This is a genomic window from Bacillus sp. FSL R9-9410, from assembly GCF_038050385.1.
Taxonomy (GTDB): domain Bacteria; phylum Bacillota; class Bacilli; order Bacillales; family Bacillaceae_G; genus Bacillus_A; species Bacillus_A cereus_U.
The window spans coordinates 548,714-568,244 of the sequence record NZ_JBBOTV010000001.1 but is presented as its reverse complement, the minus strand read 5'-3'; the positions used below and the strand labels follow the sequence as shown (position 1 = coordinate 568,244).

The window sequence follows — 19,531 nt, the reverse complement described above, 5'->3', positions numbered from 1 at the left end:
AGACGCAATTCACCTTTTTTCATCCAACCCGCTTAATGGAATAAACGAGAACATCCATCTCATGAAATGAAGTTGTTTTCTCATAACTAAGCCCTGTTTTTCTAGCAACAAATATTGAAGCTGGGTGGTTCGGATTAATAAGTGAAATTAATTTATTCATTTGTAATGCTTGAAAACCATAGTCTCGAAATGCAGCCGCAGCCTCTTTCGCATACCCTTTCCCCCAATACTTAGGAAGTAGCCAATAGCCAATTTCAATTTCCTCTTTTCCATCTACCTTCTGCTTGACAAGCCCTGCATGACCAATTCGTATCCCTGTTTCCTTTTCAATCATTACAAATAAACCGAGACCATTTTTATAATTTGGAAGTACCCTCTCCTCCAAACTTTTTTTACATTGCATAAATGTTTTTAACGTTCCATTTCCAATATAGCGCATTACCTTCTCATCCCCCCATAAAGAAGCATAAAATGGTAAATCATCCATTGTATATTTGCGAAATTGTAAGCGATCTGTATGGAACACTCTTTTATTCACTCCCATCATTTTGAACCTCATTACATAACAACATATTTCAAACTACGTAAGTGTTGAATAATTTATATCAAGAAAGTTGTCGAAAAGAAAGAAAATTCAATCTTATAAAAGTGTATTATATCAAAAAAAAGCAGTAGACAAAAGAGTGTCTACTGCATCCATATCATAACTAGTATAAAGAAAACTACAATTGAGGGGGTGTAGGATTTTCAAATATACTAGATGCTTATCCCGTTCTAACGGGCGGTAAACCTTCCAATCTTTTGAGTGGAAAGTTTACCGCACATAAGAACTTTGCGGTCATTAAGAAAGCACTGTTAAGTACTCAAATACACGCTGAGCTTTTTCTCCACCCATTCGTGCATGTTGAAGAAGAGAGATGCCATGTGGGCCAGATGCACGTAATACTTCGGGTTGTGCTACTAAAATGGCTTGTACGACTTCAAGTTCACCAAGCATAGCCGCTGCAAAAATATCCATCCGAGCTCCCTTTTCCAGTAAATAAAGTGCAATATCTTTACGTCCTACATGGGCCGCTGCTCCTAAGGCACTTTCCCAATCTGAGCCGCCCCAATTATAAGAAGCGTGAAGTAAGCTTGGCGATTCTGCCAATAGTTCCTGTACTTTTTCTAAATCTCCGTGAGCTGCCATAACAAATTCTCTTACTAATTCAGTGGTAATACGCTCTTCTGTTTGCATCGCTCTGCTCCTTTTTTAGAAATTCGTTTCGGTGTAAAAAATGGCTTGTCGCTTCCTTGAAAAATATCTACTTCTATGCCAAATACATGTTGAAACATTTGTTGACATAATACTTCTTCTGGTACACCGTCATACTGAATCTTTCCTCGCTTTAATACGAGTAAACGATCACTATATTGAGCCGCTTGATTAATGTCATGTAAGACCATTATAATTGTCATACCAAACTCCTCGTTTAATCGTTTCACAAGTTCCATTACTTCCAACTGGTGAACGATATCCAAAAAGGTTGTTGGTTCATCTAATAATAAGACATTTGTACGTTGTGCTAGCGTCATCGCAATCCAAGCACGTTGTCTTTCTCCTCCTGACAAAGACTGTAAAAGACGATATTCATACCCTTCAAGATTTGTAACAGACAATGCCCAATTAACAATTTCTTCATCTTCTTTATTTAAGCGACTACTCCATGATTTATGGGGACCTCTTCCGAACTGTATTAGTTCTTTCACTGTTAAATCTAATTGATGATCATGCATTTGTGGTAACATCGCTAATTGCTTCGCTACATCCGCACTCTTCATCGTATGAATATTTGTCCCATCTAAAATGATATTTCCTTCGCTTTGTTTAAGTAGCCGTGCTATTAAACGCAGCAAAGTAGATTTCCCTGATCCATTCGGACCGATTAAACTAACGATTTCTCCAGCTTTAATATGTACATTCATATTTTGCATTTGAAATCTTTCAGAATGTGCGTAAAACACTTTGTTAACGGAAATCACGTTGTTTTCCTCCTCTATGAATTAAATATAAGAAGAACGGACCACCTAAGAAGGACAATAAAATACCAACAGGCAATTCGATTGGATCGAACCAACTTCGAGCTATCGCATCCGCGAAAACAAGTAATATCCCTCCGCCAAGGCATGATAATGGCAGTAAATATTTATAGTCATTTCCAACTAATAAACGTAACATATGCGGTACGACAAGACCTACAAATCCAATTAGACCAGAAACACTAACCGCAATTCCAGCTAACATTGTACTTACTACTATTAAATAAAACCGACTTCTTTCCACGTTATGCCCTAATAATTTCGCCATTTCATCCCCAAGCATTAATACTCGAATGTGTTTAATACCGAAGAAAGCTAATATAATAGCGAATATTGCATAGTAAATAATCATATTTAAATGTGCCCAGCTCACACCACCAATACCCCCAGCTAACCACGGTAACACGGATTGTACTTTGTCACTATGTAATAACATTAATGCTGACGTTGCTGCACCAATTAATGCATTGATTGACACACCTACTAAGACGATTCTTGAAGGCGGTGCCCCTTTTTGCCATGATAAAGCATAAATGACCATCGCTGTTATGAAAGCTCCTAAAAACGCTCCTAGCGGTAAAAAAGCCATGTGCTGAGGAAATAGAATCATAATTACAATTGCTACAAGACCCGCTCCAGATGAAACCCCGATAATTCCAGGGTCTGCAAGAGGGTTTCTCATAACCCCTTGCAGTAATGCTCCAGATGTAGCTAAACACGTTCCTACTATAAACCCAACGAGCACTCTCGGTATGCGAAGATCCCATACAATTCGATGAACTGTCGAACTTTCATCTTGTATCCCTGTTAGAATGTCTCGTAAAGAAAAAGATAAACTTCCTGCGAAAAGACCGTAAAAAAGGCTTAGAAATGTTAATACGACTAAAGTAACTGCTATTATCCATCTTTTTCTCGCAAAAGGATGTTCCTTTTCTCTTACTATTTCACTACTCTCCATACTTATCATTTCCTTACATCTTGTATACTTTTATACATGAATTCCATCGCTTCTGTAACTTTTGTCCCAGGATTTGATCCAAATAAATCTGGTGGCAAAATAACTACACGATTTTGTTTTACTGCATCTAAATTTTTCCATGCTTCATTTTTCATCATTTCGCCTTCAAATGCTTTTTTCACACTATTGGGATCTCCATGTGTAATTAAATAAATCACATCTGGATTTGCTTCAATAATACGTTCTACACTTAGCTGTGCATATTGCGGATATTCTTTCATTTCTGGAAAACCAGCTGCGATATTTTTCCCGCCTGTTTTTTCTAAAATATCCCCTGATAGAGATGTTGGTAATGCTGCTAAATAAGTGCCTGGCGCTCCATAAACTAGCAACGCTTTAATATCACTCTTTTTCTCATATTTCTTCATTTGATCATTAATTTTTTGGTTAAGCTCTTTTGCTTTATCTTCTTTCTTCATTACTGTTCCATACATTTCAATACTCTTTTGAATATCTTTTACAGAGTTTGCTGAAGAAATGATCACTTTTGTTCCTTGCCCTTCAACCGTTGGAATATTTTTTTGGAACCCATTATTAGCAATAAGTACGTCTGGCTTTAAACTAGCAATTTGTTCAAAGTTTGGCTGATGTGCATTTCCAATTACTTGTGTTTTTTGCAAATCTTCTGGAAGGGGAATTTTTGCATCTGGACGCCCGACGATTTTCCCTCCTAAAGCGTGGATAATATTCATATCACCCATACTTAACGTCGCAAAAATTTCAGGAACTTTATTGAATGTTATCTTTCTGTCTGAGAGATCGGTAATTTCGATTTTGTCTGTTCCTTTCTCTGTTTTTGTTGCGGATGCTTTTTCGTTTTCTTTTGCACTGCAACCTATTAATAAGAAAAAAATAGATAAGATCGCTGTGAACAGCGTAATAGATTTTTTCATTCTTTCACCTCTAATTGATAATAATAATCATTGACTACTATTCTACTTTAATTGATAAGGATTATCATTGTCAATATGAAACGCATACATTTTCTACAAAAATGAAAAAACGCTACAAAAAGATTTCTTCTTTTCGTAGCGCCCTATTTAACAATTTTCTTCATATTCGCTCTCCTCTAATTGGTCACGCATCGTTCTAACACGCTTAAAAAGGAAAAAAGCAAGAACTAAAAATACAATAATACTCCCCATCATAACAAAAGACTGCAGCATATCTTTGACTCCACTTGGAATTAATAAACCGATCATTAAAAATGTACTTATAGACAAAAGCACTTGTCCGAAACGGGTATAATCTGCTATTTTTTCTTGTAATTCTTTCATCTCTTTATCACTCCCATCCTCACTTTATCACATTCTATCAAGCTTAAAGACAAGTAAATAGAACCAAACTGGGAGATGTTTTCCAAAGTAAAAAAGAGCCGCTAAATGCGGCTCTTTTTTATCTATTATACGCCTTTATACGCTTCCATATAGACTTCTTTTAGCTCTGAAATGAGCGGCAATTTTGGATTAGCTGTTGTACACTGATCTTCAAACGCTCTTTCTGCTAATATTCCAACAACCGCTTCAAATTGTTCTTTAGCGACTCCTTGTCCTGCAATACTCATATTAATATTCAATTTTTTCCCAAGCGCAATAATTGATTGGATAAGTGATTCTACACCTTCTTCTGTTGAACTCGCTGGAAGCCCGAGCATTCTTGCAATATGTGCATAGCGTTCATCTGCCACAAAATGCTCGTATTTTGGGAACAATGCGTGTTTCCTTGGCTTAATCGCGTTATAGCGAACTACATGCGGCATAAGAATTGCATTTGCACGTCCGTGTGGAATATGGAATTCCGGTCCAATTTTATGTGCTAAACTATGATTAATACCAAGGAAAGCATTAGCAAATGCCATCCCTGCAATCGCAGAAGCGTTATGCATTTTTTCGCGCGCCTCTTCATCATTTCCATCTTTATATGCTCTCGGTAAATATTTAAATACGAGATCAATTGCTTTTAACGCTAAACCATCAGTATAGTCATTTGCCAGAACAGACACATACGCCTCAATTGCATGCGTTAATACGTCCATGCCAGTATCTGCTGTTACATGAGGTGGTACTGTCATTACAAATTGTGGATCAACAATTGCTACATCTGGTGTTAATTCATAATCAGCAAGCGGATATTTTATATTATTTTTCTTATCTGTAATAACCGCAAATGGCGTCACTTCTGAACCCGTCCCTGATGTTGTTGGAATGGCAACAAATTGCGCTTTATTTCCCAATTTCGGATACTTACATGTACGTTTTCTTATATCTAAAAACTTCTGTTTTATTCCATAGAATGTCGTTTCTGGGTGCTCATAGAAAAGCCACATCCCTTTTGCTGCATCCATAGCTGAACCGCCACCAAGTGCGATAATTACATCTGGCTTAAAGCTTCTCATCATTTCCGCACCTTTAAAAACAGTTTCATCTGATGGATCTGGCTCGACCTCGAAGAAAACTTCGACTTTCACATCATTTGCATGTTTACGTAAATAGTGCGTGACCGTATCTACATATCCATGCTCAACCATTCCTGGATCCGTTACAATAAATGCACGTGAAATATTAGGCATGTTCGCTAAATATGCTGTAGCATGTTTTTCAAAATAGATTTTTGGTGGTAATTTGAACCACTGCATATTCTTTTTTCTATTTGCCAGCCTTTTTATATTTAGTAAATGAGTAGCTGTTACATTTTGGGAAACTGAGTTTTTTCCGTAGGAACCACATCCAAGCGTAAGTGATGGAATAAATCCGTTATATATATCACCAATTCCTCCTTGTGATGAAGGTGCATTTACAATGAGACGGCAAGCTTTCATACGCAATCCAAATTGTTTTTGTACTTCTTTATTTGTAGAATGAATGACTGCTGAATGCCCTAAACCGCCCAGGCCTAGCATTTCTTCGCAATATGTAAATCCTTCTTCTAATGAATTTGCTTTTACACAAGCTAATACTGGACTCAGTTTTTCACGAGACAGTGGATACGCTGCTCCGATCCCTTTAATTTCAGCTACAAGCATTTTTGTATCTTCAGGCACAGTAATCCCTACTAATTCGGCAATATACTGTGCTGATTTCCCAACAATATCACTATTTACTGCACATGTATTTTCATTAATAACAAGCTTTTCTAATTTTTCTCTCTCTTCTTCTGTTACAAAATAACAATTATTTGCAATCATTTCTGTTTTAACATCATGATAGATTTCCTTATCTACAATGATAGCTTGTTCTGACGCACAAATCATACCGTTATCAAATGTTTTCGATAAAATCAAATCATTAACAGCTCGTTTTACATGTGCCGATTTCTCTATATAACAGGGTACATTACCTGGACCTACACCTAACGCTGGTTTGCCAGTAGAATACGCTGATTTCACCATACCAGCTCCTCCAGTTGCTAGAACGAGCGCAATACCTTCATGATTCATTAATTGTTTCGTTGCTTCGACAGAAGGTCTGTCAATCCATTGAATGCAGTGCTTTGGTGCACCAGCCTTCACTGCAGCATCGTATACTGTTTTCGCTGCTGCAATAGAACATTTTTGTGCAGAAGGATGGAATGCGAAAATAATTGGATTTCTCGTTTTTATCGCGATTAATGCTTTAAACATCGTTGTCGACGTTGGGTTGGTTACTGGCGTTACGCCAGCTACTACACCAACCGGTTCTGCAATTTCTATTACTTCTTCATGAGGATCTTCATGAATAATTCCTACCGTCTTGTCTTTCTTTATACTATGCCAAATGTATTCAGTGGCAAAAATATTTTTAATGCATTTATCTTCATATACACCACGACCCGTTTCTTCAACAGCCAACTTCGCAAGTGGCATATGTTGATCAACACCTGCAAGCGCCATTTCATGAACAATGTTGTCAATTTGCTCTTGTGTAAAACCTTCTAATGCTTGTAAAGCTTTTTGACCGTTATCTACTAACGTATCAATCATCTCTTTTACCTCTTGCATTTCATTTACAACTTTCTCTTTGACTACCATGTAAATTTCCTCCTATTCTGCTATCTTGGGCTTTATAAGTCCCTATAGGTCGTAAAAAGTCCCGATTAGCGTAAAAAAATAGAGTTACCTTCCTACATGAATCTCACCGCTTGTGAAACTTTTCACAAGATTGTTCGTGAATAATATTTCATGACTTCACTATACATGAAATCATTTTATTTGTGTATGTCCGTTTTGTGAAACTTTTCACAAGAGAATCTTTTAAAAAGCACTGCTCTATAAGCAGCACTTTCTCATTATGCTAACGCTTGTGCTAAATCTTCAATCAAATCTTCACCATCTTCAATACCGACAGAAATACGAATTAGTGTATCTGTAATCCCTAATGCTTTACGGCGATCAGCCGGAATAGACGCGTGTGTCATTTGTGATGGAATAGAGATTAAACTTTCTACTGCTCCTAAGCTTTCAGCAAGTGTAAAGTATTGTAACTTCTCAAGTACTCTATTTAATGTTTCCTCACTATCTACATCGAATGAGATGATTGCACCAAATCCATTCGCCTGTTCTGTTGCTAATTCGTGATTTTGATGTGATTCAAGACCTGGATAATATACTTTATTTACTTTCGGATGGTTATTTAAAAACTCAGCAATTGCGCGTGAATTTATTTCATGCTCTTCCATACGAATTCCTAATGTTTTTAAACCGCGAAGTAGTAAGAAGCTATCTTGTGGTCCAAGAATACCTCCTGTTGAGTTTTGTACGAAATGAAGGTCTTCTGCTAGTTGCTGGCTATTTACAACTACTAGGCCTGCAACTACATCACTATGCCCACCTAAATATTTCGTTGCACTATGAAGTACAATGTCTGCTCCTAAAGAAATTGGCGACTGCCAATATGGCGTCATGAATGTGTTATCAATAATTGTTAATAAATCGTTTTCTTTAGCAAGAGTCGATATTTTCTTAATATCAGTAATTTTCAATAATGGATTCGTTGGTGTTTCCACATAAATCGCTTTCGTATTTGGGCGAATCGCTTCTACAACTTCCTCTAGGTTTGTTGTATCTACAAATGTATGCTCAATGCCGAAACGGTTTAGTACTTTTGTAAGAACGCGGTACGTCCCGCCATAAACATCATCTGTTAAAATGACATGATCTCCTTTTGAGAATAGCATAATAGTTGCTGTAATAGCTGCCATCCCTGAACCAAATGCAAATCCTGCATGACCATTTTCTAACACTGCAATCATTTCTTCTAAAGCTGAACGAGTTGGATTACCAGTTCTAGAATATTCATATCCTTGGTGCTTACCAACTGCTTCTTGTTTGTACGTACTCGTTTGATATATCGGCACGTTTACAGATCCAGTTGAAGGTTCTCCTATGCGAATACCATGAATTAACTTTGTCTTTGCTCTCATTTTTTATTCCCATCCTTTATATATATCTTTACTTAAATAACGCTCACTACTATCTGGAAAAATCGTTACAATATTTGTGTCTGGTTTTGCTTTCTCAGCCTCAAGCAAGCTTGCATGGAATGCCGCTCCTGAAGAGCTTCCAACGAGAAGACCTTCCTTTTGCGCCAATTCTTTCACACGTAAAAATGCATTTCGATCAGAAATCGTATGAATTTCATCAAAATAAGATGTTTTTAAAAATGGTGGAATGAATTCAAGACCAATACCTTCTGTTTCATGTGAACCAGCTTTACCGCCATTTAAAATAGATCCTTCTGGTTCTACAATAACCGTTTTAATATCAATGTTTTTCTCTTTTAAATAAGACGCAGTTCCCATAAACGTACCGCCAGTTCCTGCACCCGCAACAAATATGTTAATCTCTCCATTCAATGCGTCCCAAAGTTCAGGACCTAGTGTTTTGAAATAAGCACGAGGGTTTGCTTCATTAGCAAACTGACTTGGAGAGTATGAATTTGGTATTTCCTTTACTAATTCTTTTGCCTTTGCAATTGCGCCGGTCATTCCTTGCTCAGTCGGTGTATGCACGACCTTTGCACCTAGCGCTTTCATTAATTCTTGTTTTTCAATACTAAATTTCTCTGGTACACAAACAATGACACGTAAATCATGTTCTAACGCTGCAAGTGCCAGTCCAATGCCGGTATTTCCAGCCGTCGGTTCAATAATTGTCCCGCCCTCTGCAACAAGCCCTTTTTCTAACGCATCTTCGATTAATTCTCTTCCTAAACGATCCTTAACGCTTCCGCCTGGGTTGTAAAATTCAAGCTTTGCAAATAAACGGACTCCTTTCGGAAGTGAAAAACGAGTAATTTCTACGATTGGTGTATGGCCAATCAACTCATGAACTCCACGATATACATTCATCGTGTTCTCCCCCTTATTTGCCAATAAAGAAAAGGCAACTGTATGTATTTTCTTTATATGAGACAGTTGCCTTTTTGTTACATTACTTTAACTCTTCTAGTACTTTTACGATAAAGTTTGTAGAATGAAGAGCTGCTTGATCTAAAAATTGATCAAATGAAACATTTGATTCTTTACCAGCAATATCAGAAAGTGCACGAATAATAACAAATGGAACTTCATATTGGTGGCATACTTGCGCAACAGCTGCTGCTTCCATTTCTACTGCATAAAGATCTTCAAATTTATCACGAATTGCTGCAACACGGTTCGGATCACTCATAAATGAATCACCTGTTGCAATCATACCTTTTACAACTTGAATATTTTCTTCTGCCTGCATACATTTCTCAGCTAATGCAACTAATGCCTCATCAGCTTTAAATCCAGGTGGCATTCCTGGCACTTGACCATATTCGTAGTTAAATGCTGTTACATCTACGTCATGGTGACGAACTTCTGTTGAAATAACCACATCTCCAACATTTAAAGAATGATGGAATCCACCAGCTGAACCAGTGTTGATTACTTTTTCAGGTTTATATCTTTCTAATAAAATTGTCGTTGACATCGCTGCATTTACTTTACCAATACCAGACTTTAGCAAGATTACTTCATGTCCTGCCAATAGCCCTTTCGTAAATTCAGAACCTGCAACAGTTTCTGTTTCTGCTTGTTCTAGTTTGTCACGTAAAATACGTACTTCTTCTTCCATTGCTCCAATTACAGCAATTCTCAATCTAATCCCTCTTTCTATTGCTTAGTTGCCTCCATTACCCAAACGAAATGATTTAATCTCGTAAACGTTACATGGAAGCCATTGTTTTCAAAAATAGATTGCATGATAGGAATACGTGTATAGTATTCTGTTTGCAAATCGTTTGCTAACTGATGAAAACCTCTTTGTTTTGCTACTTCGACAGTTTTATCATATGCATCTTGATCTGCAAATATCGTATCAGCAAACACTATTTTACCACCTTTGTTTAGCAATTGACTATACTTCGCAATTGCTACGTCTTTTTCTTCATCTGTTAAATGATGAAATGCATAAGTGCTCACGATAGTATCGATTGAATTTGGGACTTCAAATGAAAGAAAATCACCCTCTGTAATTGAAAACTCTTTTGGTAATTTCTCTTCTGCAATAGTACGCATTTCACGTGACGGTTCTATACCGTAAACTGTATGGCCGGCAAGTAATAATTTATTTGTTAAATTGCCAGTACCTACACCAAATTCTAATACGTTACCAAATGACTTGTTAACTACATCCTCTAAAATGTCCTCATAATGGGCAAAAACTTCTTTATATTGTATATCTTCGCCTTGTACAAATGAGTCGTACGTATGAGCCCACTCATCAAATAGACCATTAAATTCTGTCCCCATAAAAATTCCCCTTTTTCTTATCGGTTTTATCAGTATGATATTCCCTCTTTCTAAAAATGTCAATTGAAATGTACGTAGTATTTCCTTCTTTTCTTTGTTACACTATAGGTGATTACATAGGAGAGGGGTCGTCTTCGTGTCATTTACCTTTGAAATGTTAGAAGATAAAGTAGAGTTTTTTGAAGCGGCGGACTTAGCTTCTTTAGAAAGAAAAATTAGTGAGCAAATTGATAATAATAAAGCACTTATGCTCGAAGTACATCACATCTCGCATCAAATGGTTATGGATCCTGAAAGCAAAAGACCTTATTATAGTGCGGTTGTTCATTTTAAATTAAAGAAATTACGCTAACTAAAAAAGAGAAGCTCATAAGAGCCTCTCTTTTTTAGTTTAGAGTTTGAACAAGTACTGGTTTCCAGCCCTCATTGTCTACCCAATCAATATTTACATAATATTTTTTACCTGATTGCTTATCTTGGACATTACCGTACGCTTTATTCTTACCGTTATTTCCGATTCTATGAATAACTAATTGCTCTACTGGAACGTCAATTGCAGTGGAAATCGCTTGATTCATTTCATTCCAATCTGCTGAACCTTTTTTAAACGTCATCGCAGGTGTTGCACCTTGTTCTGTACCTACTGGCTTCCAAGAGGATTTCGTATACGCATCTGTTGCCTTTGGCTGTGTTTTTTCAGCTGGTTCTTTCTCGTTAACTTTCGCTTCCTCTTCAGCTTTTTTCTTTTCTTCTTCAGCCTTTAGCTTCTCTTCTTCCTTCTTCTTAGCCTCTGCTTTCTCTTGCTCGTTCTTCTTCGTCTCTTCTTTACCTTTAGCTTTCTCAGCTTTATTCTCTTTTGTTGTTTGCTGAGTTACTTTTTTATCACTAGAAGACGCTTGCTCTTTTCTTTCAGGAACAAACAATTGATATGATACAATAGCTACTAATATTAATACAATTGCAATTGCAATATTTAAAACACCGTTTTGACGACGTTTTTGTTGTTTCTGTTGGAATCTAGATCCTCCTGCCATTCTTCAAACCTCCATGCAGTTTTTCATACTTGCTATTGTAACATTAAATCTAGAAAGGTTGAACATTTACAATAATATTTTCACGAAATGAAAACATTTCATAAATAATTGCAAGATTACTTTTCAATTTCTAATTGATGAATTGCCTCTACCATTTCTGCAAAAACTGGTGTGACTACATTTTCATTACTATCTGTTTCTATATCAACTACAACTAAAGCATATCTTGGGTTTTCATATGGAAAATAACCTGCAAACCAGCGATTCACCCTCTCTCCTTTTCCTGTTTGTGCCGTCCCAGATTTTCCAGCGACAGTTAGTGGCAACGAACGGAATGCGGTTCCCGTTCCTTTCTCCATCGTTACAACGGCTCTTAACAACTGTTGTAATTTTTTCATCGTTTCATAAGAAAGCTGTTTCCCATTTAATTTATGATTTTTAAATGTAAAAAAGTCGGTTCCATTTTTATACACTATTTTTTTCACAGCTTTCACTTCCATCTTCTCTCCACCTCTAGCAATTGTCGCCATCATATTCGCTATAGCTAGAGGTGACACACGTACATCTTTTTGTCCGACCATCGTTTGAGCAATCGCTTTTCTACTATCTTTATTTTCTTCGCTTCCCCAAATAATAGCACTCTTTTCTTCTGGCAATTGCTCAAATTCTGGTGTATGAAATACTGAACCTTTCCAACCTACCTTCTCACTTGCTCCTAAGGCCTCTAAATACGTTTCTAATACTTCCCTATCCTTTTGCATTAGTTCATCACCTAATACGGCAAACGTTCGATTACAGCTTCTAGCAAAGCTTTCCTTAAAGTTTAATGACCCCATCATAACTTGTGGAAGATTTTCACCGTATAAATCCGTATTACAGTTAAATGTACGATTAAACCGCACCAAATTCTCATCAATTACTGCTGCTGCAACTACTGTTTTAAAAACAGACCCTGGAAAATGAGGAGTTAACATTTGATTTTCAAGTGTAGATTTATATATCCTCCTATCATTCATCTGTAAAGAAGGCCTACTTACCATTGCTAAAACTTCACTATTCTTTATGTCTAGTAATACTAACCCACCTTTTTTTATTCCGTTTTCATCTATAATCTTCTCTGCTCGTCGTTGCAACGTTTTATGTATTGTTGTTTGAATAGTAACTGGATAAAATGGATTTCCTGGTGAAGTGTATTTCGCCTGCTTCCCAAAAATCGGTTCTCCTTGTCGATCCACTTGATATAGTACTTTCGCTTCTCCATCAGTCAGTAAAAATTCATCAAATGATTGTTGCAATCCAGAAATACCAATTGGCGTTTTTTTCATTTCTCCATAACGCTTTTGAAATTCCTGTTCATTCTCTCCCACATCACCAATTAAATGATTTGCCTCCCCCATTTGCTTCAGTCGAACTTCTGCTGCTACAATACCTAAAATATCTAATTGATTTACCTTCTTCATCTGCTCGAGCGTTAATTGAAATGGGGTATTCTCCTTTCGTAATATAAATGCTTGATTCTTATTTTTCATTTGCAGTCTTATCTCTTGTCTCGACACACCAATGATATGCGCAATTTTCTCTAACATGTCATTTTTTATTTGTAAAAATGGAAAAACAATTAAGACTGGATATTTCTCTTCACCAATTTCCTTACCATTTCGATCTGTAAAATGCCCTCTTCCATTATCTACTGTAAGTGATTGGGTTCGTTGTGTAACACTTTTTTCAATCAAATTGATATTTCGATCAGTAAATGATTCCGTATCTATAATCTGTATTTGGATTAAACGACAAAGTAATAAAAAAATCACACCCATAAAACAAATTAAAACAATTATAATTCTCCGTTTCATTTTCATAAAAAACACCTCGTCTATTGTAGTTTAGACGAGGTGTTTCACCTTTTATACAAATAAAAAATCACTCGTTTTAACACGAGTGATTTTTTACGTTATTTTACAGAGATAATCTCTACTTGCATTTCTCCACCTGGTGTTTGGATTGCTACCTTCTCACCAATTTGCTTACCTAATAAGCTTTTTGCGATTGGAGAATCGTTAGAAATTCTTCCTTCAAATGGATCGGCTTCTGCGCTACCTACGATTATGTACGCTTCTTCGTCTCCACCTGGTAACTCTTTAAATATTACTGTTTTACCTAATGTTACAACTGTAGACTCTTCACCATTGTCTTCAATGATAACCGCATTACGAATCATGTTTTCAAGTTGTGTAATACGTCCTTCTACGAATGCTTGCTCATCTTTCGCTGCATCATACTCAGAGTTCTCTGAAAGATCTCCGAAGCTACGTGCGATCTTAATACGCTCTACAACTTCTTTACGTCTTACTGTTTTTAATTGTTCAACTTCGTTCTCTAGTTTTTGCTTACCCTCTTGCGTCATAGGGTATGTTTTTTCTGTTGCCATGTTTTCCACTCCTTTTATATACCAATCCCCCGAAAAAAAGAGGAGTTCCATATGAAAACTCCTCCGCTTATATAGCGGAGGTTTCTAGCACACGTAGCACTAGTGGAGTTGTCACATACAACCCCTTATTCTCCAATTCTTCCTTATATAAAGAAGGTATGTATGGAAAGTTGATATAAATATGCCCTCACCTATTGGTAGGTGAGGTTTCATGTTTCATTGTATTCGATAAGAAGGGAAAAAATCCCTTCCTATCGTATATCTTTTACTATGCTATTACAAATTTACTTTTTGTTCAAGAATTGTTGCAATTTTTGTAACCATAATATCAATTGCAACATGGTTTTGTCCACCTTCAGGGATAATAATATCCGCGAATTTCTTAGAAGGCTCAATAAATTGATTATGCATTGGACGTACAACGTTTACGTATTGGTCGATAACTGAATCCATTGTACGACCGCGCTCTTCAATATCGCGCTGCATGCGGCGTAAAATACGAAGGTCTGCATCTGTATCAACGAACACCTTAATATCCATTAACTCACAAAGACGTGGGTCTTCTAAAATAAGAATTCCTTCTAAAATAATTACATCTTTCGGCTCAACTGGAATAATTTTTTCTGAACGCGTATGCAATGTATAGTCATATATAGGCTTTTCCACTTGCTCATATGCAAGCAACTGCTGCAAATGGTCAATTAACAAATCATTATCAAACGCTAACGGATGATCGTAATTTGTTTTTAAACGTTCTTCCATTGGTAAATGGCTTTGATCTTTGTAATAATAATCTTGCTCCAAGATTAAAATGGAATGACCTTTAAAATGGTCAAAAATCGCTTTCGTTACACTTGTTTTTCCTGATCCTGAACCACCAGCGATTCCAATTACAACAGGCTTATTCGTCCCCATTCGACTACCACTCTTTCTTATTGAAGTATGTTTTTGCGCATCATATTATTCACATACACTGGTTGATCCACTTTGAATTTCACGATTTGCAACGGATGTCTCGCTGCATCTAATTCGTTTCCATCCTCATCCCAAATTTTCTCCACCGTTTGCGTAAAGTTTTCTATTTCTGGCCCAAAGAACTCCACTTCATGTCCTGGTTTGAAGTGATTACGTTGCTCAAGCGTTACGATGCCCGTTTCTTCATTATAATCTAACACTAAACCAGCAAAATCATACGTTGTTTTCTTACTATGATTTCCAAACATTTGCTCTTGATGTCCTGGAACCCCTTCAAAGAATGCAGGAGCTGTATCACGATTTGCACATTTATCAAGTTCATCTAACCATTCTTGTTTAAACTCAAAGTTATCCGGATCCGCACAATACGCATCAATTACTTTACGATATACAGTTGCTACAGTCGCTACGTAATGGATAGATTTCATACGTCCTTCAACTTTTAAGCTATCAATTCCAATTTCAATCATTTTCGGAATTGATAAGATTAAATTTAAATCTTTTGGGCTCATCGCAAAGTGAGCATCTTCTTCTTGGAATAGAGGAAGCTCTTTTGCATCTTTATGTTGTGATACCGTTTGAACTAAATCATAATCCCAGCGGCAAGATTGACAACAACCACCACGGTTAGAGTCACGCGCTGTCATATGGTTACTTAATGTACATCTCCCTGAATACGCGATACACATTGCACCATGGACGAATGCTTCAATTTCAACATCAACTTTTTCTTTAATTTCTTTCATTTCTTCATAGCTTGCTTCACGAGCTAATACAAGACGATGTAAACCTTCTTCTTTCCAATACTGTGCTGCTTTCCAGTTGGATAGTGATTGTTGTGTACTTAAATGCACCTCAACAGAAGGAGCTACACGTTTACATGTCTCAATAATAAGCGGATCGGCAACGATAATTCCCGTTACGCCAGCTTTTTCAATCCCTTTTAAATATTCCTCTAGCCCATCCATATTTTCATTATGTGCAAAAATATTTGTTGTTACGTATATTTTTGCTCCATATTTCTTTGCAAATTCAACGCCTTCTGCCATGTCTTCCAGCGTAAAGTTACCTGCATTAGAACGAAGACCAAATTCTTGTCCACCTAAATATACAGCATCTGCCCCATAATGGATAGCTACTTTTAATTTTTCTAAGTTACCCGCAGGGATTAACAGTTCAGGTTTTTTCACAATAACGCGTTTGCCATCGATCACTCGTGAAATTTCTTGTACAGTCATTTCCTACACCCTCCTCGTTTAGTAAACCGTTTCTTTAAAGAAGAATCCTGTATCTAACGGACGATTTACCGGTTGTATTTCTTCTATCTCTTTAAATAAATCATCTTTCACGTCATAATACGCATCACGATCTTCTACACATAAATCAATCGCCTTACGATATTTCTTCGTTACCTCAATAATGTACTCAGAACTTTTTAGGACACCATCAATTTTTAAGCTATCGACTTCAGCATCGATTAGTTCCTCTAACTCATCGATGAAACAAATATCATTCGGACTCATAATGTGAGTACCATTTTCATCTTCATAAATTGGATATTTGTTATTACGTTCCGGGTCGTATAAGAACATATTCTCTTCATACTTTTTCTTTTCGATGTCGAGATTACGCCCTTGATACTCAAAGTAGTTTCCTACTAGTGAACGCTTCGATTGGAACATGCAAGTCATACCGTGAATTTGTACTTCAAGTTCCACTTCGGAATTTTCTTTTAATTCAGCAATTTCATCTAAGCTAAGCTCACGAGCTAATACAGCGCGTTTCGCTCCTCTTTGCCCCCAATAGTTACAAGTAAACCAGTTTGTTGCTGTCGTTTCTGTATTCCAGTGAAGTTGCATATTTGGTGCAACTTCACGAACAGCCATTAATACCGCTGGATCTCCGAAAACAATCGCATCTACATTTACCTCATTTAAAAAGGCAACATAGTCCGTTAATTCTTCTACTTTATCATTGTGGAACATCGCATTCATTGCAACGTATACTTTCACACCATTTTCATGTGCAATGTTTACAGCTTGTTTCACATCTTCACGTGAAAACTCTCCTGCCAAACGTAAACCAAACTTTTGTTCACCAACCATTACTGCATCTGCCCCTGCTTTCACAAGAGGTTCAATATCCGCCACCGCTCTAGGCGTTACTAACAATTCAGGTTTCTTCATACTTTTGTCACCCTCTCTTTTTACTTACAGCCACTCCATCGCCAATTGGGAAAATCGTTGTATCATATCCTTCATGATTCATAAGCCATTCATTGTACGTCTTAATACGACGAATCAAACCACGGGTACGTCTATTTTCAATTTTCTCTTTTGTCGTCACAAGACCATGGTACATAACGTTATCTGAAATAATAACGCCACCAGGATTTAATAACGGTTCGTATAAGTCAAAAAAGCGACGATACTGCCCTTTCGCTGCATCAATAAAAATAACATCAAATGTTCCATGTTCTTTCACTTGTTCGCCCGTTTCTAAAGCATCACCGTAAATAACAGAAATACGGTCTGTTACCGAGGAACATTCTATATATTCAAGTGCCTTTTCATATCGTTCACGATTGCGCTCTACTGTCACAATGCGAGAGTTCGGAATAGCTTGCATCATACGAATACTAGAATAACCGATTGCTGTTCCAAGTTCTAAAATACTTTCCGGTCCAATTAAACGTAAAAATTGCAGCATAAATTCCATTCCAAGTCGATCCATAATCGGCACATGGTGTTCAGTTGCATACTCTTCCATTTCAAGAATTAATTTATCTTTTGGATCAATAAATGATAATAGGTACTCGTTAACTGCATCCTCCATAATTGGTCCTCCTTATTTACATGGAGAAGTGCCTCTATGACGCGTCAACCTTTGTCTTTTCACACATAGAATGCAATAAAAATACAAGCCAGTTTCACCCTTAGCTTGTACGTCCCGTTTTGATATTAAAAACGATTCTTCTGCCAGTTTTTAACCCGATATATTTTACCACAAAAAAGAGGGATATGCGACCCTTTTCGCTATCCCTCCCCATTTCACTGTTTTTTCGTAATGTATTTTTGCTTTAATGCATTATGTTCTTCTAATGTTTTCGCATAATACACTTCACCACTTGGTGCAGCTAAGAAATAATAATAATCTGTTTGCGCAGGATCTAACGCTGCTTCCACTGAATGTTTACCAGAGTTTGCAATCGGTCCAACTGGCAACCCTTTCACAACATACGTATTGTACGGTGAGTTTACTTTCAAGTCTTCGTATAATACACGTTGTTTATGCTTTCCAAGCGCGTATAGTACCGTCGGATCCGTTTGAAGCGGCATACCTTTCGCTAAACGATTATAGAAAACACTAGAGATTTTCTGGCGATCTGTAAAGCCAGTGGCCTCTTCTTCAATAAGGGAAGACAACGTGAGCAGTTGATGAACATCCCAGTTCTTCGCTTTCATTTTCGCCTCATTTTGAACAATGATTGCATTCGTTTTCTCAAGCATCGGAATTACGATTTCTTCTAATGTCGTATCTTTCTTATAGAACGAATACGTCGCAGGATATAAATAACCTTCTAATGGATATTTAATATTACTATCAAAAATTTTATCCGTTAATAGCTTCGGATACTTTTGCTGCATTTTTTGAATAAATGCTTTATCGTTTAATTGACGCACAACATCATCTTTATTCCACTTTAATTCTGCCGCAATCACTTCAGCAATTTCAGTTACTTGCGCTCCTTCTTTAATCGTCACTTTATAAAGAGCCGGACGATGTACGTTGCCAGATGACATTTGTTCAATGACATCGTTAGCATTCATCGAAGGATTTAATAAATATGTACCTGCTTGTAAGCTTTTTGACTTAACTTTCGTATAAAAACTAAAAACTGTACCGCTGTTCACAGCACCTTTTCCTTCTAAAATCTCACCGATTTTACTTGTAGATGACCCCTTTGGAATCTCTACTTCAATCTCTTTTTTATTTCCACTATCAACTGGTCCTAATGCAGATGAAATATACGCATAGACTGATCCACAAACTAAAAGCAGTGCGATAATCGAAAATAAAAAAATGCGTCTACGCTTCTTCTTCACTTGATTCTCTACCAAAATTCTTCCTCCTTATTTAATTGTAGACCATATACACTTCCTCTATACAATGCCCTACAAACATAAAGCAAAACCAATCATTTCTAAATAATTGGTGACAGCTACTCATTTAAATCCTCAT

At 36.8% G+C, this 19,531-nt stretch carries 20 protein-coding genes; 1 reads left to right on the top strand and 19 read right to left on the bottom strand.

What is annotated here, in order from left to right:
* Positions 1–19: 19 nt before the first annotated feature.
* From MKX77_RS03100 to MKX77_RS03050, 11 genes are all read right to left on the bottom strand, one after another.
* The gene (locus tag MKX77_RS03100; protein ID WP_002015253.1) at positions 20–547 is read right to left on the bottom strand and encodes a GNAT family N-acetyltransferase; all 528 of its coding nucleotides are present in this window, start codon (positions 545–547) and stop codon (positions 20–22) included.
* A gap of 294 nt (positions 548–841) precedes the next feature.
* Positions 842–1,237 (bottom strand): ankyrin repeat domain-containing protein, encoded by a 396-nt coding sequence (locus MKX77_RS03095; protein ID WP_215554250.1) that lies wholly within the window; start codon positions 1,235–1,237, stop codon positions 842–844.
* On the bottom strand, positions 1,204–2,022 hold the full coding sequence (locus tag MKX77_RS03090) for an ABC transporter ATP-binding protein (protein WP_341305812.1): 819 nt from the start codon (positions 2,020–2,022) through the stop codon (positions 1,204–1,206). Before MKX77_RS03090 ends, MKX77_RS03095 begins: the two co-directional genes overlap by 34 nt.
* Positions 2,009–3,037: a FecCD family ABC transporter permease gene (locus MKX77_RS03085; RefSeq protein WP_215554252.1), complete on the bottom strand. Its 1,029-nt coding sequence runs from the start codon at positions 3,035–3,037 to the stop codon at positions 2,009–2,011. The genes MKX77_RS03090 and MKX77_RS03085 overlap by 14 nt, the downstream gene beginning before the upstream one ends.
* Before the next feature lie 5 nt (positions 3,038–3,042).
* Entirely contained in the window at positions 3,043–3,990 is a 948-nt protein-coding gene (locus MKX77_RS03080) for an ABC transporter substrate-binding protein (protein WP_341305811.1), read from the bottom strand.
* A 147-nt stretch (positions 3,991–4,137) separates the two neighbouring features.
* Positions 4,138–4,374: a YrhC family protein gene (locus tag MKX77_RS03075; RefSeq protein WP_341305810.1), complete on the bottom strand. Its 237-nt coding sequence runs from the start codon at positions 4,372–4,374 to the stop codon at positions 4,138–4,140.
* A 125-nt stretch (positions 4,375–4,499) separates the two neighbouring features.
* The gene (adhE, locus tag MKX77_RS03070; protein WP_341305809.1) at positions 4,500–7,103 is read right to left on the bottom strand and encodes a bifunctional acetaldehyde-CoA/alcohol dehydrogenase; all 2,604 of its coding nucleotides are present in this window, start codon (positions 7,101–7,103) and stop codon (positions 4,500–4,502) included.
* Between the two features lie 257 nt (positions 7,104–7,360).
* Positions 7,361–8,494 (bottom strand): bifunctional cystathionine gamma-lyase/homocysteine desulfhydrase, encoded by a 1,134-nt coding sequence (locus MKX77_RS03065; protein ID WP_341305808.1) that lies wholly within the window; start codon positions 8,492–8,494, stop codon positions 7,361–7,363.
* Positions 8,495–8,497: 3 nt separating this feature from the next.
* The gene (locus MKX77_RS03060) at positions 8,498–9,421 is read right to left on the bottom strand and encodes an O-acetylserine dependent cystathionine beta-synthase (RefSeq protein ID WP_105584424.1); all 924 of its coding nucleotides are present in this window, start codon (positions 9,419–9,421) and stop codon (positions 8,498–8,500) included.
* An 82-nt stretch (positions 9,422–9,503) separates the two neighbouring features.
* Entirely contained in the window at positions 9,504–10,199 is a 696-nt protein-coding gene (gene mtnN, locus MKX77_RS03055; RefSeq protein ID WP_105584423.1) for a 5'-methylthioadenosine/S-adenosylhomocysteine nucleosidase, read from the bottom strand.
* Between the two features lie 14 nt (positions 10,200–10,213).
* Positions 10,214–10,852 carry a class I SAM-dependent methyltransferase gene (locus MKX77_RS03050; RefSeq protein WP_341305807.1) on the bottom strand — a complete coding sequence of 213 codons (639 nt, stop codon included), beginning with the start codon at positions 10,850–10,852 and terminating at the stop codon, positions 10,214–10,216.
* A 136-nt stretch (positions 10,853–10,988) separates the two neighbouring features.
* On the opposite strand from MKX77_RS03050, the gene MKX77_RS03045 reads away from it, so the two are divergent.
* The gene (locus MKX77_RS03045) at positions 10,989–11,204 is read left to right on the top strand and encodes a YrzA family protein (RefSeq protein ID WP_002145646.1); all 216 of its coding nucleotides are present in this window, start codon (positions 10,989–10,991) and stop codon (positions 11,202–11,204) included.
* 34 nt (positions 11,205–11,238) lie between these two features.
* Here MKX77_RS03045 and MKX77_RS03040 read toward each other — a convergent pair whose 3' ends face one another.
* The 8 genes from MKX77_RS03040 to mltG form a co-directional block, all read right to left on the bottom strand.
* Positions 11,239–11,886, bottom strand: a complete 648-nt coding sequence (locus MKX77_RS03040; protein WP_341305806.1) for a YrrS family protein — start codon at positions 11,884–11,886, stop codon at positions 11,239–11,241.
* A gap of 116 nt (positions 11,887–12,002) precedes the next feature.
* Complete coding sequence (locus MKX77_RS03035) at positions 12,003–13,745, bottom strand: peptidoglycan D,D-transpeptidase FtsI family protein (RefSeq protein WP_341305805.1); 1,743 nt, start codon at positions 13,743–13,745, stop codon at positions 12,003–12,005.
* A 92-nt stretch (positions 13,746–13,837) separates the two neighbouring features.
* Entirely contained in the window at positions 13,838–14,314 is a 477-nt protein-coding gene (gene greA, locus MKX77_RS03030; RefSeq protein ID WP_078213491.1) for a transcription elongation factor GreA, read from the bottom strand.
* Positions 14,315–14,590: 276 nt separating this feature from the next.
* Positions 14,591–15,229: a uridine kinase gene (udk, locus tag MKX77_RS03025; RefSeq protein ID WP_002015274.1), complete on the bottom strand. Its 639-nt coding sequence runs from the start codon at positions 15,227–15,229 to the stop codon at positions 14,591–14,593.
* A 17-nt stretch (positions 15,230–15,246) separates the two neighbouring features.
* Positions 15,247–16,527 carry a peptidase U32 family protein gene (locus MKX77_RS03020; protein ID WP_002015275.1) on the bottom strand — a complete coding sequence of 427 codons (1,281 nt, stop codon included), beginning with the start codon at positions 16,525–16,527 and terminating at the stop codon, positions 15,247–15,249.
* 18 nt (positions 16,528–16,545) lie between these two features.
* Positions 16,546–17,475: a peptidase U32 family protein gene (locus tag MKX77_RS03015; RefSeq protein ID WP_341305804.1), complete on the bottom strand. Its 930-nt coding sequence runs from the start codon at positions 17,473–17,475 to the stop codon at positions 16,546–16,548.
* Positions 17,476–17,482: 7 nt separating this feature from the next.
* Positions 17,483–18,124 carry an O-methyltransferase gene (locus MKX77_RS03010; RefSeq protein ID WP_341305803.1) on the bottom strand — a complete coding sequence of 214 codons (642 nt, stop codon included), beginning with the start codon at positions 18,122–18,124 and terminating at the stop codon, positions 17,483–17,485.
* A gap of 215 nt (positions 18,125–18,339) precedes the next feature.
* Complete coding sequence (mltG, locus tag MKX77_RS03005) at positions 18,340–19,410, bottom strand: endolytic transglycosylase MltG (protein ID WP_341305802.1); 1,071 nt, start codon at positions 19,408–19,410, stop codon at positions 18,340–18,342.
* Positions 19,411–19,531: the final 121 nt, after the last annotated feature.